We start from the raw sequence: 14,140 nt of genomic DNA on the forward strand, positions 1-14,140 counted from the left end.
TCAGCCTGTGGAGAGGAAGGCTCTGGCCAATGTCTTGTGACTTTGGTGAAACCAGCCTCGAAGAAGCAGGAAATCAACAGTAGATGTAATCAGAAATGAGAATATTTACGTAAGTTTGATAGAACGGAGTTCCATTTTACGATAAGATGACGCTCAAGGTGTTAAAACACGAGCATTCTTATCAACGCTATGATTGAAAACGTAACGTTTTTCATAAACATCAACCGTTGGCGGTATACGATTTTCCTCAAAAAAATCATAACCTTCTTTAAGCATTACCCAAAATTGATAATGTGGACTGGTACGATGACGCTCCATATTTGCATCGCTCATGCGGAAAGGAAAAGCATGCAACTGAAACTCTCTCTGTCCACCTTTAAAAGCGTCCCGTGCAAAAGCATAAATCTGTGCCATATTTTTATCACTCATGGAATAACATCCTGCGGAAAAGCAAGAACCGTGAACCATAAGATACTGTCCTGTGCGACCATTTGCCTGATCGTAAAGATTTGGAAAACCTATATTAAAGGAAAGATAATATTTTGAATAAGGATTCATTTGGTTGGCACTAATAGTATAAAAACCTTCTGGTGTCTGAAAGTCCCCTTCCTTATATTTAGGTCCAAGCTGGCCCGACCATTTGCAAATTCCATAGCGGGCCACCAGCATAAAAGTCCCTGAACGAGATTGCTTCCAAATTTCAGCAACATTTTCTTGCTTAAAAAACCGCATCATAATAGGTGCATACGGATCGATATTGTACAAAGCCATTCTATTTTGGATTTCTTTTGGCAACGGCTGCTCAACTTTAGCACGAATAGAAGCTGGCAATCTTCCCTCACATGCCGCCAATATTCCCATTGCAAACAAAACACATGCCCCAAGGAATCTGTTGAATGTCATCAAATAAAACTCCAATCCATCCCCTCACAAAAAATGACTTATGTTAGAGACCGACCAATTTGAAGATATTTTTCCCAACGTTCTTGTTTAAGAACTTCACCATCTTTACCAACCATATCTTCCAAAGCAGCAGAGATAATATTGCCTGTTTCCTCAATCGCAGCTTCTTTGCCTCGATGTGCTCCCCCTAAAGGCTCCGGAATAATGCCATCAATAATCTTTAACCGATACAGATCTTGTGCAGTAATACGCATATTCATTGCAGCATCTTTTGCGCGAGCTGGATCACGCCATAAAATAGAAGCTGCCCCTTCTGGTGAAATAACAGAGTAAATCGCGTGCTCCAACATATAAACTTTGTTGGCTGCAGCAATTGCTATTGCTCCCCCTGACCCCCCTTCTCCAATAACAACCGAAACAACAGGAACTTTTAAGCGCAAAGTTGCCGCTGTTGACTGTGCAATTGCTTCTGCTTGCCCCCGTTCTTCAGCACTCACACCAGGATAAGCGCCTGCCGTATCGACAAAAGTGAGGAGTGGCAAACCGAAACGATCAGCCATTTCCATGATACGTACAGCTTTACGATACCCTTCTGGACGTGCAGAACCAAAATTATAGCGCAACCGTGTTTGCGTATCGTGACCTTTCTCCTGACCTATGTAAGCAACTGCTTCACCTTTAAAGCGTGCGAATCCCGCTTGAATAGCCTCATCTTCAGCGAACTTTCGGTCTCCTGCCAAAGGTGTAACATCAGTCAATAATCGCGCAGAATAATCCATAAAATGGGGACGATCGGGATGGCGTGCCACTTGTGTTTTTTGCCACGGTGATAATTTTTTATAAATATCGCGCAATGCCGTTTGCGATCGTGCTTCAAGACGCGCAATCTCATCGCTCATATCAAGACTGCCTTCTTCCTCAGAAATCTTTTTTAATTCGAGAATTTTCCCATCGAGATCAGCAACCGGTTTTTCAAAATCAAGATAATTATACATTGCACCCAACTTATTTGGTGTAAGTTATACACTTATAATTCGCTTTATAAAGTATTTTTCAAAAACATCTTCTTCTCTTTACCTAGTCTTCAGCTCATCGGCAAGTGGATGATGTTCATTAACTAAACGATAAAGTCCTGCTTCCAACACATGTGTGTAAATCTGAGTGGTAGCAATATCAGAATGACCTAACAAATGTTGCACAGCACGCAAATCAGCACCATTTTGCAAAAGATGACTAGCAAAAGCGTGGCGCAACACATGGGGAGAAAAGCTATCACTTTTTATTCCTGCTCTTCTGGCGAGATTTTTCAACTCCCGTGCAACGACTTGTCGAGCAATATATCCTGTCTCTGAATGCGCAGGAAAAAGATAAGGACTTGCAGCATTTTTTCCCTGATCACGCAAGTTTAACCACTGCGAAAGAACTTGGCATGCTTTTTTTGATAAGAGCACCATTCGTTCTTTTTTTCCCTTACCACGAACTAAAATGCTGTACTCCTTCTCTCGGACAGACTGAACCGGCAAACTCACCAACTCACTGATACGTAGGCCTGTTGCATACAGCATTTCAATCAATAGCTGAAGACGCAATGCACGAAAATAATCTTTGGACCCATAATCTGCTTGATTTACTTCTAATTCCGCAAAATCAAGCAATTTTGTCACCGCATCCTCACTCATAATTTTGGGCAAAGGGCGCCCCTGACGAGGTGCATCAATATCATGAGAGGGATCATCTCCTCTCAATCCTTCTGCATAAAGAAATTGATAAAACTGACGCAAAGTTGATAAACGACGGGCTTGCGAAGATGCTGCAAAACCCAAAGTATGCATAAGCGACAAAAGACCAATTAAATCTTCTTTTTGTGCTGAAAAAAGCGAAACAGAGTGTGAAGACAATTCGTCTTGCGCCCACTGTAAATCATGTTGATAAGCTGCAAGCGTATGAGCAGAAGCGCCTCGCTCTGCACTCATCATTTCAAGAAAACGATCTATCACAGCATCACTTTTCATTGATTTGCTTCCGCAGAAAGATTCCATGAATCCAAGGGAACATCGATATACATATCCACAGTTACTGGTTCAACCCAGACGACAAGAGCGCCCATTATAATAAAAAAAACAGAAAGCAAAATGAAAAGAATCACCACAAGTCTCGTCAATGTTGGCATATGATAATAACCTACCCCAAAATATTCTATCTCGTATTATGCCTTACAAAGATTAACAGGAATTGACTTTAAAGCAGATAAATGCCGAAATAAAACTATGAAAAGTAATCGACCAAAACATATCCCAATAACACAAATAAAGAATCAGCTCTTATCGTCTCTTGATAAACGAGCACTTGTCCTTGTCGGTCTTATGGGAGCAGGCAAATCAGTGATAGGCAAACGCGTCGCCACCATGCTCCATTTACCCTTTTATGATTCTGACCAAGAAATTGAAAAAGCTGCGCAAATGACCATCACGGAACTCTTTGAGGTTTATGGTGAATCAGAATTTCGTGCCCTTGAACAGCGTATTATTCTAAACCTCATGAAAAAAAGGCCCCTTGTTTTAGCAACGGGCGGTGGTGCCTATATAAATGAAAATATCCGACAAGCCATTTATAAAAATGGGATATCCATATGGCTTAAAGTTGATCTTGATATCCTCATGAAACGTGTCTCAAAGCACCCAACACGCCCCCTCCTTCTAACAGAAAACCCAAAAGAAACCATGCAACAACTCATGGAACAGCGCTATCCTATCTATGCAAAGGCAAACTTAACAATTAACAGTCATAAAGAAAGCCGCCATACCGTAGCACAAAATGTTATACGATCTGTACAGCATTACCTATACACAGAAATTAACAATGGGGACAACCAGCATGCAAACCAAAACCATCACTGTTAAACTGGACAAACACTGTTACGATATCATCATTGGTCCGGGTCTGATTACGCAAGCTGCTTCACAGATTAAACATTCTCTTAACCAAAAAGATTTTCATCAGACGCGTTTGGCAATTGTTACAGATACAAATGTTGCATCTCTCCATTTGGATACATTGCAGGCAGAGTTAACAAAAAACAAAATCCATACTGTTCCAATTGTTGTAGAGGCGGGGGAGCAATCAAAATCATTTTCAACCCTACAAACTGTAATCGATAAAATTCTTGCAGCGCGACTAGAAAGAGGTGATTGTGTTATTGCCTTTGGTGGTGGTGTCATTGGTGATTTAGGAGGTTTTGCTGCCAGTATTATCCGCCGCGGTATGAACTTCATTCAGGTACCCACAACGCTTCTTGCACAAATTGATTCCTCTGTTGGTGGAAAAACTGGCATCAATAGCCAATATGGTAAAAATCTTATTGGTGCTTTTTATCAACCGCAATGCGTCATTTCTGATACGTGTCTTCTTGATACTCTACCACCGCGCGAATTTCGCGCTGGCTACGCGGAAATGGTAAAATATGGTCTCATTAACCAGCCTGATTTCTTTGAATGGCTTGAAAAAAACGGGCAAAAAATTTTTTCTAATGGGCCAATACGAACAGAAGCCATTGTCCGCTCATGCCAATTTAAAGCTAACATTGTAACACGCGATGAACACGAAACAGGAGAACGTGCACTCTTAAATCTTGGTCATACATTTGGACACATGCTTGAAACAGCAACCACTTATGACTCGAACCGTTTAATCCACGGCGAAGCTGTAGCAATTGGGATGATTCTAGCGCATCAATTTTCTGCTCACCTAAATTTAATACCCCCCACACTTATACAGCGCATTGAAGCACATCTTAAAGCTATAGGATTGCCTACACAGCTCAAGGATATCCCAGGCAAGTTACCAGATGCTGAAACACTGATGACTCTTATTGCTCAAGATAAAAAAGTTTCGCAAAACAATTTGACCTTTATCTTAACACATGGACTTGGCCAATCATTTATTGCAAAAAATGTCTCTCCAGACGCAGTTTTGACTTTTCTGGAACAAAAATTAGCAGAAATTCGTTAATTCATATTGAATATAATTGATTCGTTTTTATACTTCTATTAAAGGAATGAGTATGATGATGTCTGCGTAGCTCAGTAGGATAGAGCACAGGATTCCTAAAAGGAATTGGGCGCCTTAAGGAGAAATCCTCAAAGTGGATCTGCTCAAATTCGGGGAAAGCTTCATGGGAAACTATATGCCAATCCCGAGCCAAGCCTCTTTTCAAAAGGGAGGAAGGTGTAGAGACTGAACGGGCAGCACCTAAAGAGCGTAAGCTTCAAGGTGAAGAGACAGTCCAGACCACAAACAGTCTGTAAAGCTGGCGGTGAAAATCGAAGTGGTATGAATCCTGGGGTCGCAGGTTCGAATCCTGCCGTAGACACCATCGTATCAGTCAAATTATTCGTTGATGCGCAATATAGGAAAGCATTATGAAAAAAACTTTACACATTTTAGGATTTTTCGCCGCTTTAAGTTTATCACTCTTCAACTCAAACAATACCTTAGCTGGTTCTTTAATCATTGAGGTACCAGATAGTCCAGAACCAAAAACAGAGACCATTGCCTATCAGTGCGATACTGGAACAGGTAAAGAACGCGTTGAAGCAATCTATCTTAATGCTAGCGATATTTCGTTGGTTGATTTCAAATGGAAAGGTGATCGCGTCATTGCTTCCAATGTTATCGCCGCCACAGGAGCAAAATATGCAGGAGCTCAGTATATCTGGTGGGAAAATAACAAAGAAGTCACGCTTTATGACCTTGTTAATGATCCAGAAGAAAAAAAACCCATCCTCTGTAAGGATGAATCAATATTATTATTCTAAATAGCTCAGGAAATATTATGAAAAAAACTTTTTTTAATTTACGGTTTTTAGTCGTTTTAAGTTTGTCGCTGTTTAGCTCAATAAGTGCTTTTGCAGGCTCTTTAGTCATTGAGGTACCAGACGATCCAGAACCAACAACTCAAACTATTTCCTATCAATGCGATATGGGAACAAGCAACGAGCATGTTGAAGCGACCTATCATAATGCTGGCAATATTGCGCTCGTTGATTTAAAATGGAAAAAAGGTAAGCGCATCATTGGTTCTAATGTGATTGCCGCTTCTGGAGGAAAATATGTGGGAGGCCAATATATTTGGTGGACAACTAAAAATGAAGTCATACTTTACGATCTCATTAATGATCCAAAAGAAGAAAAGCCCATCCACTGTGTAGAAGAAAAAAGCACAGAGTAAAATAAAGCTATTACATTTCAAAAACCGTTTTGGCTCTCATCGCTTGATATTCCTTCTGACATGGATAATTTTTCTTCTGTCTGATGGAGTAAAAGAGCCAGCGGTTTTTCTGACTGATCTTCTGAATGATGTCGATAAGCCGCTGTATGTGAGAGCAACATGGAAGCTACCGGTGCTGTTAAAAACAAAAAAAACATCAGCAACACTTCATGAAAAACAAAATAATGGTCCACAAATATTGAATAAAGAAATGAAGCGATGAGAATGCTACCAACGCCCCAACTCGTACATACTGAAAGCATATGCAAACGTTCATAAAAACTGGAAAAACGCACTAAGCCTATCGTCCCGATCAGTGTCAATCCAGACCCTAATATTAAGAAGACCGTAATAGCAATAGCAACCACAAGCGACACATCATCTTTCATTCAATAATCTCCCCCCGCATAAGAAATTTCGCCAAAGCGATACTTGAGATAGGGCCCAACAACCCAATAATGAGAGCTGCTACGAAGTAAATGGTTGTCCCTGACCGGATATCGAATGTAAGAAACAAAAGAATAGTGGTTGCATAAAGAGCATCAAGAGCAACAATCCGATCCTGTGCCCGTGGACCACGGATCAATCGAAACAATGCGAGGATCATCGCTATACTTAAAAAAAACTGCGAGAGAAAAAGCCCCCAATAAAGAATCACCATACTCATGAGAAAATCTCCAAAAGCAATTGCTCATAGCGTTGCTTTATCAACTGTTTATAATCATATCCATTTTTTAAATTTAAGACATGAAGCAAAAGCTCACTCTTTTTGCTGTTGTAGGCGACCCAAGCAGTTCCCGGAGTTGCCGAAAGGATACATGCTAAAATAGCCAAAGCAGTGCGATTGTGGAGTAAAAGAGGCACTACAATAAAACCAGATTTCTGTTTTCGAGATCTTTTAGTTAAAACAAACCAGGCCACCGAAAAATTTGAAGATATAGAATCTATCAATACCCGACAAACAAGGCGAAAAACCGCACTACAGCTTTTAATAGCAGCTCTCTCCGGCTCAAGAAGCCTTATCATCCGACCACAAAACAAAGCTGTTATAATCCCTAAAAGCAATTGCCCTAAACTAAAACCATTTAAAATAAGCCACATAAGGACAATAACACCACTTAAAAAAGGAGAAGGACAAAAACGATTCATTTATTCATCTCCCTATTTTCGGGAGGAACATCCGTTAAAACGCTCCCAATATAATTCTGAGGATTATATAAAGTCTTAGCAGTTTCAGACATATAATGACTAACAGGACCAGCTACAATTGTTATAAGAAAACACAAAGCAAGGAGAACGGCAATAGGCGCGAATTCTATCACTTGTACACGGGGAACGCGGCCTTCAAGAGAAACCCAAAAAGTTCGGATACCCGTTCGTGTCAGTGCAATCAAAGCCGCAAAACCAGAGAGGGTGACAAAAACTACAAAAAGCCAATCATGGTACACCGGAAGAGAGGCAGAAAGATCCTCTCTACTATGGTTTAAAGCTGCCATGAACATCATAAATTTAGCAACAAAACCAGAAAAAGGTGGTAATCCAATAATCAAAATAGCACATATACCAAAACAAGCTCCAAGAATTGCCAAGGTTACTGGAAAATAAGTGCCGACTTCATCTTCTTCCTCCTCTTCATCATCGCCATACACCTCCATTGTGACAGCCAGAACATTAGCAGCCACATCTTGACAGCGTTCAACCAACTCTACCAAAAGGAAAAAAGCGCCAAGTGCTAAAGTTGAGGAAACAATATAAAAAAGTGCACCTGCTGTCAGTTCTGTATTACCGATCCCGATCGCGGTTAACAATGTACCAGAAGAGACAAGAACGCTATAAGCTGCCAAACGCACCAAAACTTGGCTCGCCAACACCCCAATAAACCCAAAAATCATAGTGGCTAGCCCACCATAAAATAAAACAGTATGACCAAAATGGTTAAAATGTTCATTTTCAGGACCAAACCATAGCAGCGTTAAACGTAAAATAATATAAACACCCACCTTGCTCAAAAGTGCAAAAGAAGCCCCCACGGGCGCCACAGCTGCACTGTAAGTCGGCACCAACCAAAAATTAAGTGGCCATATGCCCGCCTTAAGCAAAAAAGTAATACCTAAAAGTGCAAGACCCATTTCGAACAAAACAATATCTGTAGAAGATATATATTTTATTTTAACAGCCAAATCGGCCATATTAAGAGTACCAGCGACTCCATAAATGAGTGCTGTACCAATCAAAAAAAATAATGAAGCAACAAGATTAACCACGACGTAATGCAACCCTGCACGCACACGTGTCTGACCAGAACCATGCAAAGCAAGTCCATAGGAAGCGGTTAACATCACTTCAAAAAACACAAATAAATTAAATAAATCACCGGTCAAAAAAGCACCATTTATCCCCACCATAAAAAACTGCATCAATGACTGAAAATGAGAACCAGCTTTATACCAATGAGCCCGCGCAAAAATCAGCGCACTAGTCACCAACAAGCTTGAAAGTAAAAGCATCATAGCACTTAAGCGATCAAGGACTAAAACAATCCCGAAGGAAGAGGGCCAATTGCCAAGTCGATAAATATCTGCAGCCGGCGCTATTTCAAGAGTACGCATAATCAATAAAACAGCAATAACGACCGACAATCCCGCAGAAAAAAGACTAATCAATGATTTAAGTTTTGGACGCCGTTCATCATAGAAAAGCAGAACAGCTCCAGTGCTTAATGGCAAAAGAATAGGCAAAATAAGGAGATGGCGCGCTCCTACTTCCATTATTGCACCTCACGTCCGTCAACGTGATCTGAACCCGTTAAGCCGCGTGAAACCAGAAGAATAACTAAAAATAAAGCTGTTGTTGCAAAACCAATCACAATCGCAGTTAAAACCAAGGCTTGTGGCAAAGGATCGACATAATTAGCTGGATTAATAGTAGTAGTAGGATCAACAATTGGCGCAGCATTACTACGCGGTCTACTCATTGAAAACATGAAAAGATTAACACCATAGGATATCAAAGACAAACCAAGAATAACTTGAAAAGTGCGTGGACGTAAAATAAGCCAAACGCCTGATCCGACAAGCACACCGATACCCAAAGAAAGAACAATTTCCATTAATTTTCCTTCTCTTTAAAAACAGGTTTATTACCGATTCGGTAACTCCGAATTGACTGGTGTGCAAGTGCAATTAAAATGAGCACAGTTGCTCCTAACACAAGAGAAAGCACACCAAAATCAAACAAAAAAGCAGATGCCATAGGAATTTTCCCAATTAACGGAAGATGAATATATCGAAAGAAGGATGTTAAAAAAGGATATCCAAAAAACCAAGAGCCCATCCCCGTTCCTACTGACAACAATAAGCCAAAGCCTATCCAACGCAAAGGTAAAACTCTCAAATGCGTTTCCACCCACCGGATATCGCGTGCAAGATATTGTAAAATAAATCCTATCGCCAAAGTAATACCACCGACAAATCCGCCTCCTGGCAGATCATGCCCTCGCATGAATAAATAAATGGCAAAAGTGATAATAATGGGAAAGAGCCACCCCATAATAACAGCAGGCACAGTGAGATAATTCAACATTGTATCCCCCACGTTTCGATGAGGTTGTGCCATATCAAAGGCTTTCTGAATACGTTGTTGAAAAGGCGCATCAATACTTTCAGGAGCAGGACGAAAGCGTCGTAAAAGGGCAAACACAGTGAGGGAAACAATACCCAAAACGACAATTTCTCCCATGGTATCAAAACCACGAAAATCAACCAACAACACATTCACAACATTGCGACCACCAGCCTCAGAGTAAGCCTTGGTGAGAAAAAAATCAGAAATCGTTGTACCTTGAGGGCGTGTCATCATTACAAAAGAGAGCCATGCTACACCAGCACCTCCCACAAGGGCTATGATGAAATCACGGATACGACGCAAGCGTACCCCAAAACCAACAGACGTTGGAGTAGGATTATGCAAACGTTTAGGCAACCACCGTAAACCAAGCAATAATAAGACAACTGTTACAACTTCAACAACCAATTGTGTTATTGCTAAATCAGGTGCAGAAAGCCATAAAAAGGTTGCACAAGTCATCAAACCGGCTCCCCCCAACAGCATGAGTGATGCAAGACGGTGAAACTTTGCTTGCCAAGCAACTAAAAGTGCACATAATCCGCCCACTAACCAAAGAGCAAGAAACGGGATATCAAGTGGAACAAGTGGTAATGCCCCAGCTACAATGAAACCATCGCACCAAAGTAAAAGACCAACAAATGCAAAACACACCCAAAAAATCCAGTGCAACTGTATCTGCAATCGGCGTGTTGACAAAACAGCCTCCACCGCACGTGCCCATTTCCAAGAAATAATCACAAGCATACGTTCAAAAATACGCGTTCCTTTCAAATGACGAAAAAAAGGAGCTCCATCATCACAGGATAAAAAATAACGATGACCAACAACATAGAGCAATCCGCCTCCTAGTAAAGCCACCAAACTCATCACTAATGGAGTATTAAACCCATGCCAAACAGCCAAACTATAAGGGGTTGTCATTGGTCCTAAAACAGACACGACCGCATTATCTAAAATAGGTCCTATAGTTAAATTAGGAAAAATACCAACTGCCAAACAAATAAACACCAGAAGTTCCATTGGTAAACGCATGAAATGCGGTGGTTCATGGGGGGTTTTTGGTAAATTGACCGGTTTTGGTCCTAAAAAAACGCCATGAATAAAACGTATAGAATAGGTCACGCTAAACAGACTAGCCAGTGTTGCCACATAGGGCGCAATCCAATCGAGCCATGATTCCATATGCGTTTCAACCGCTTCAGCAAAAAACATCTCTTTCGATAAAAAACCATTCAACAAAGGAACTCCAGCCATCGCTGCACTTGCTACCAAAGCCAAAGTCGCAGTAATAGGCATAGAGCGATAAAGCCCTGTCAGTTTACGCATATCACGTGTTCCCGTTTCATGATCAATAATACCGGCTGCCATAAATAAGGAAGCTTTAAAAGTAGCGTGATTGGCCATATGGAAGATCGCTGCAACACATGCAAGTGGGCTATCAAGACTTAAAAGCGTGGTAATTAATCCAAGATGACTAATGGTTGAGTAAGCAAGCAGTCCTTTCAAATCTTGCTGAAACATGGAAAAATAGGCACCAAGCAGCAGTGTCGAGAGTCCTGAAAAACCAACCAGCCAAAACCAAGATTCCGTTCCAGAGAGGACCGGCCATAAACGAACGAACAAAAATAATCCCGCTTTTACCATTGTTGCCGAATGCAAATAAGACGATACGGGCGTTGGAGCAGCCATCGCATTAGGCAACCAAAAATGAAAAGGAAACTGTGCACTTTTTGTTAACCCTCCCAATAAAATACAAATAAGGATAGGATTATAAAGAGAACTTGACCGGATCATATCTCCAGACTGCAGCACCTTATCCAAATCAAAACTGCCAACAATATACCCAATCAACAAAACCCCAATAAAAAGGGCAAAACCGCCAAAACCTGTGATTGTCAAAGCCATACGCGCCCCCTCACGCGCACTTGCATTATGGTACCAATAGCCGATCAACAAAAAAGAAAAAATACTAGTAAGTTCCCAGAAAATAACCAAAAAGACGAGATTGCCTGATAAGACTATTCCCATCATGGATCCCATAAAGGCTAGAAAAAAAGAAAAAAACCGCGGCACAGAATCCGCTGGATCCATATAATAACGTGAATAAATGACAACAAGCAGCCCAATTCCTGTAATAAGCAAGCAAAAAAGCCACGACAAACCATCTATACGGAGGATCAAATCAACGCCCCATTCTGGAAGCCAAGAAATATCTAAACGCACCATGCAGTTTCCGCGAACTGCCGGATACAGCATTATCGTAAAAAGAAGACTGATAAGCGCGACAATCCCAGCAAACCACGCTTCATTATTTTTTGCTGTCGAACGAAAAAAGCCAATAATGGCGCTTCCACCAAAGGGAAGCAAAACGAGCAATACCAACATTGCTTCCCGTGTTGTCATTCTTTAAGCTCCATTCTGTCCCAAACATTTTGTCATCGACAAAATGAAAGTTTATTGCTACCACCCCATTCTGCACTTACAATAGTAAGATTTAATAAAGCTTAAAAGCATTTAAAATTTTCAAAAAAAAGCTTTTCAACGCGCAAAATGTCTTAAAATTTTTCATCTTTAACATTTTCTATCCTTTTAAAAAGCGAGAAAGGCACTGTTTACGAGGTCCATGAAAAGGTTGATAACTATTATCATTTTTATTGTAAGAACGATAACGCGCACGACAAGATTCAATATGTTCTTTAAGCATCCATGGCTCTTTTTTCTGTAGAGAAGTTGAGGCTGCTTTTAATGGCACATGTTTTTCGTCTAAACGTGAAAATGAAACGAATGCCTCTTCAGGATACCACCAATTATCATTGTATTTACGATAACCACGCCGATAATGACGATAACCTTTGAAACCATTAAGTTCTTTTCGTCCTGTAACAACCAAAGGGCTCCAATCCTCCTCAACTGAAGATTGGCGAAATTCCTTCACTTCAGTATTATTTTTTTGCGCAGAACCAGTAATATTTGTTATTATTATCAAAACACTTCCGATAAACGTGATAATCAAAGCATAATACAAACTTTTCATCATAGGCATAATATAAATCTCACGACAACTGACCCAAAATTGGATTACAGATAATATCTCCATCACGAAACGAAAACAGATTCTCTATTGATAATTCTTTTTCGCTTGAGACATTCTGCTACTCCATGTACTAAACGTTGATCTCAAGAATAAGATCCTTCAAAAAAGAATGAATAAACAATGATTAAAACTCCCTATTATCTTATCGATAAATCTAAACTCATAAGGAATATGGAAACCATCACGCGCTTACGAGAAATGTCGGGAGCAAAAATTTTACTTGCTTTGAAATGCTTTGCCACATGGAGTCTTTTTGATTTAATGTCTGAGTATATGGATGGAACCACATCATCCTCGCTTTATGAATTGCGTTTAGGAAGAGAAAAATTTGGCAAAGAAACCCATGCCTATTCGGTGGCTTGGGCAGATCATGAAATTGATGAAGCCTGTGGCTATGCAGATAAAATCATCTTTAATTCCATCCAACAGCTTCAACGTTTTGCTAACGCTACAAAGACCATTCAACGAGGCTTAAGGTTAAATCCAGGAATCAGCGCATCCAATTTTGATCTTGCTAATCCCTCCCGCCCTTTTAGCCGCTTGGGTGAAATCGATCAAAGTGCGATTAAAGAAGTTTTACCCCTCATCAACGGCTTAATGATTCATAATAATTGTGAAAATGCTGATTTTAATCTTTTTAACCAAATGCTTGATCACATGGAAGAAAAATTTGCAGAACTTTTCGCCGCGGTTGATTGGATAAGCCTTGGTGGTGGCATTCATTTTACCGCTGAAAATTATCCTCTAGAAGCTTTTTCAGAACGCTTAAAAAAGTTTTCTCAAACCCACGGTGTCACCATTTTTCTGGAACCAGGAGAAGCCGCTATTACCAAAAGCACAACACTGGAAGTAAGTGTTCTTGATACATTATATAATGAAAAAAACCTTGCCGTTGTTGATAGCTCAATTGAAGCTCATATGCTTGATCTTTTAATTTATCGCGAAAATGCCAAATTAGAACCTAATCAAGGTCCTCATGAAATTATGATCTGTGGAAAATCCTGTCTTGCTGGTGATATTTTTGGGACATTTCGGTTCCCTGAACCTCTTAAAATAGGTGATAGGCTATCTTTTCAAGATGCCGCAGGTTATACAATGGTTAAGAAGAATTGGTTTAATGGCGTTGCAATGCCTGCCATTGTCATCAAAGAATATGATGGAACCTTAAAAATTCAGCGTCAATTCAGCTATAATGACTATCAAAAGAGTTTGTCTTAACCAAATGGCATACGAAAAAACATCATGCGACA

General features: G+C 40.3%; 17 protein-coding genes. 6 read left to right on the forward strand and 11 right to left on the reverse strand.

Going from position 1 to position 14,140, the window contains the following annotated elements; translation table 11 throughout:
- Positions 1-153: 153 nt before the first annotated feature.
- The 4 genes from ABD915_RS01130 to ABD915_RS01145 all read right to left on the reverse strand — a co-directional run bounded on the left by ABD915_RS01130 (position 154) and on the right by ABD915_RS01145 (position 3,073).
- Positions 154-903 carry a L,D-transpeptidase family protein gene (locus ABD915_RS01130; RefSeq protein ID WP_345113970.1) on the reverse strand — a complete coding sequence of 250 codons (750 nt, stop codon included), beginning with the start codon at positions 901-903 and terminating at the stop codon, positions 154-156.
- Between the two features lie 38 nt (positions 904-941).
- Positions 942-1,898, reverse strand: a complete 957-nt coding sequence (locus tag ABD915_RS01135) for an acetyl-CoA carboxylase carboxyltransferase subunit alpha (protein WP_345113973.1) — start codon at positions 1,896-1,898, stop codon at positions 942-944.
- A gap of 78 nt (positions 1,899-1,976) precedes the next feature.
- The gene (locus ABD915_RS01140; RefSeq protein WP_345113976.1) at positions 1,977-2,915 is read right to left on the reverse strand and encodes a site-specific tyrosine recombinase XerD; all 939 of its coding nucleotides are present in this window, start codon (positions 2,913-2,915) and stop codon (positions 1,977-1,979) included.
- Complete coding sequence (locus tag ABD915_RS01145; RefSeq protein WP_345113979.1) at positions 2,912-3,073, reverse strand: hypothetical protein; 162 nt, start codon at positions 3,071-3,073, stop codon at positions 2,912-2,914. The genes ABD915_RS01140 and ABD915_RS01145 overlap by 4 nt, the downstream gene beginning before the upstream one ends.
- Before the next feature lie 97 nt (positions 3,074-3,170).
- Between ABD915_RS01145 and ABD915_RS01150 the strand changes: the two genes are divergently transcribed.
- The 5 genes from ABD915_RS01150 (at position 3,171) to ABD915_RS01170 (ending at position 6,130) form a co-directional block, all read left to right on the forward strand.
- Entirely contained in the window at positions 3,171-3,803 is a 633-nt protein-coding gene (locus ABD915_RS01150) for a shikimate kinase (RefSeq protein WP_345113982.1), read from the forward strand.
- Complete coding sequence (aroB, locus tag ABD915_RS01155) at positions 3,778-4,911, forward strand: 3-dehydroquinate synthase (RefSeq protein ID WP_345113985.1); 1,134 nt, start codon at positions 3,778-3,780, stop codon at positions 4,909-4,911. Before ABD915_RS01150 ends, aroB begins: the two co-directional genes overlap by 26 nt.
- A gap of 261 nt (positions 4,912-5,172) precedes the next feature.
- Entirely contained in the window at positions 5,173-5,325 is a 153-nt protein-coding gene (locus ABD915_RS01160; RefSeq protein ID WP_345113987.1) for a hypothetical protein, read from the forward strand.
- On the forward strand, positions 5,322-5,717 hold the full coding sequence (locus ABD915_RS01165; protein WP_345113990.1) for an MliC family protein: 396 nt from the start codon (positions 5,322-5,324) through the stop codon (positions 5,715-5,717). Before ABD915_RS01160 ends, ABD915_RS01165 begins: the two co-directional genes overlap by 4 nt.
- Before the next feature lie 17 nt (positions 5,718-5,734).
- Positions 5,735-6,130 (forward strand): MliC family protein, encoded by a 396-nt coding sequence (locus ABD915_RS01170; protein WP_345113993.1) that lies wholly within the window; start codon positions 5,735-5,737, stop codon positions 6,128-6,130.
- 17 nt (positions 6,131-6,147) lie between these two features.
- On the opposite strand, the gene mnhG is transcribed toward ABD915_RS01170, so the two are convergent.
- From mnhG to ABD915_RS01205, 7 genes are all read right to left on the reverse strand, one after another.
- Positions 6,148-6,558, reverse strand: a complete 411-nt coding sequence (gene mnhG / locus ABD915_RS01175) for a monovalent cation/H(+) antiporter subunit G (protein WP_345113996.1) — start codon at positions 6,556-6,558, stop codon at positions 6,148-6,150.
- Complete coding sequence (locus ABD915_RS01180; RefSeq protein ID WP_345113999.1) at positions 6,555-6,836, reverse strand: K+/H+ antiporter subunit F; 282 nt, start codon at positions 6,834-6,836, stop codon at positions 6,555-6,557. Before ABD915_RS01180 ends, mnhG begins: the two co-directional genes overlap by 4 nt.
- Positions 6,833-7,318, reverse strand: coding sequence for a Na+/H+ antiporter subunit E (locus ABD915_RS01185; protein ID WP_345114001.1), 486 nt, complete (start codon positions 7,316-7,318; stop codon positions 6,833-6,835). Before ABD915_RS01185 ends, ABD915_RS01180 begins: the two co-directional genes overlap by 4 nt.
- Complete coding sequence (locus ABD915_RS01190) at positions 7,315-8,937, reverse strand: monovalent cation/H+ antiporter subunit D (RefSeq protein ID WP_345114003.1); 1,623 nt, start codon at positions 8,935-8,937, stop codon at positions 7,315-7,317. Before ABD915_RS01190 ends, ABD915_RS01185 begins: the two co-directional genes overlap by 4 nt.
- Positions 8,937-9,278, reverse strand: a complete 342-nt coding sequence (locus tag ABD915_RS01195) for a Na+/H+ antiporter subunit C (RefSeq protein ID WP_345114005.1) — start codon at positions 9,276-9,278, stop codon at positions 8,937-8,939. The genes ABD915_RS01190 and ABD915_RS01195 overlap by 1 nt, the downstream gene beginning before the upstream one ends.
- Complete coding sequence (locus tag ABD915_RS01200) at positions 9,278-12,199, reverse strand: monovalent cation/H+ antiporter subunit A (protein WP_345114008.1); 2,922 nt, start codon at positions 12,197-12,199, stop codon at positions 9,278-9,280. The genes ABD915_RS01195 and ABD915_RS01200 overlap by 1 nt, the downstream gene beginning before the upstream one ends.
- Before the next feature lie 178 nt (positions 12,200-12,377).
- Positions 12,378-12,839 carry a BA14K family protein gene (locus ABD915_RS01205; RefSeq protein WP_345114405.1) on the reverse strand — a complete coding sequence of 154 codons (462 nt, stop codon included), beginning with the start codon at positions 12,837-12,839 and terminating at the stop codon, positions 12,378-12,380.
- Between the two features lie 171 nt (positions 12,840-13,010).
- Here ABD915_RS01205 and ABD915_RS01210 point away from each other — a divergent pair, with 171 nt between their 5' ends.
- A complete protein-coding gene (locus tag ABD915_RS01210; RefSeq protein ID WP_345114011.1) occupies positions 13,011-14,108 on the forward strand; it encodes a carboxynorspermidine decarboxylase in 1,098 nt (365 codons plus the stop codon).
- The last annotated feature ends 32 nt before the right edge of the window (positions 14,109-14,140 follow it).

The organism is Bartonella jaculi (genome assembly GCF_039543045.1).
Classification (GTDB): Bacteria; Pseudomonadota; Alphaproteobacteria; order Rhizobiales; family Rhizobiaceae; genus Bartonella; species Bartonella jaculi.

Excerpts from the sequence above, each read along its gene's own strand:
- ABD915_RS01205 (WP_345114405.1), bottom strand. The coding sequence starts at position 12,839 with ATGCCTATGATGAAAAGTTTGTATTATGCTTTGATTATCACGTTTATC.
- ABD915_RS01185 (WP_345114001.1), bottom strand. The coding sequence starts at position 7,318 with ATGAATCGTTTTTGTCCTTCTCCTTTTTTAAGTGGTGTTATTGTCCTT.
- ABD915_RS01140 (WP_345113976.1), bottom strand. The coding sequence starts at position 2,915 with ATGAAAAGTGATGCTGTGATAGATCGTTTTCTTGAAATGATGAGTGCA.
- ABD915_RS01165 (WP_345113990.1), top strand. The coding sequence starts at position 5,322 with ATGAAAAAAACTTTACACATTTTAGGATTTTTCGCCGCTTTAAGTTTA.
- ABD915_RS01130 (WP_345113970.1), bottom strand. The coding sequence starts at position 903 with ATGACATTCAACAGATTCCTTGGGGCATGTGTTTTGTTTGCAATGGGA.
- ABD915_RS01180 (WP_345113999.1), bottom strand. The coding sequence starts at position 6,836 with ATGAGTATGGTGATTCTTTATTGGGGGCTTTTTCTCTCGCAGTTTTTT.
- aroB (WP_345113985.1), top strand. The coding sequence starts at position 3,778 with ATGCAAACCAAAACCATCACTGTTAAACTGGACAAACACTGTTACGAT.
- ABD915_RS01135 (WP_345113973.1), bottom strand. The coding sequence starts at position 1,898 with ATGTATAATTATCTTGATTTTGAAAAACCGGTTGCTGATCTCGATGGG.
- ABD915_RS01170 (WP_345113993.1), top strand. The coding sequence starts at position 5,735 with ATGAAAAAAACTTTTTTTAATTTACGGTTTTTAGTCGTTTTAAGTTTG.
- ABD915_RS01190 (WP_345114003.1), bottom strand. The coding sequence starts at position 8,937 with ATGGAAGTAGGAGCGCGCCATCTCCTTATTTTGCCTATTCTTTTGCCA.
- ABD915_RS01200 (WP_345114008.1), bottom strand. The coding sequence starts at position 12,199 with ATGACAACACGGGAAGCAATGTTGGTATTGCTCGTTTTGCTTCCCTTT.
- ABD915_RS01195 (WP_345114005.1), bottom strand. The coding sequence starts at position 9,278 with ATGGAAATTGTTCTTTCTTTGGGTATCGGTGTGCTTGTCGGATCAGGC.
- ABD915_RS01150 (WP_345113982.1), top strand. The coding sequence starts at position 3,171 with ATGAAAAGTAATCGACCAAAACATATCCCAATAACACAAATAAAGAAT.
- mnhG (WP_345113996.1), bottom strand. The coding sequence starts at position 6,558 with ATGAAAGATGATGTGTCGCTTGTGGTTGCTATTGCTATTACGGTCTTC.
- ABD915_RS01210 (WP_345114011.1), top strand. The coding sequence starts at position 13,011 with ATGATTAAAACTCCCTATTATCTTATCGATAAATCTAAACTCATAAGG.
- ABD915_RS01145 (WP_345113979.1), bottom strand. The coding sequence starts at position 3,073 with ATGCCAACATTGACGAGACTTGTGGTGATTCTTTTCATTTTGCTTTCT.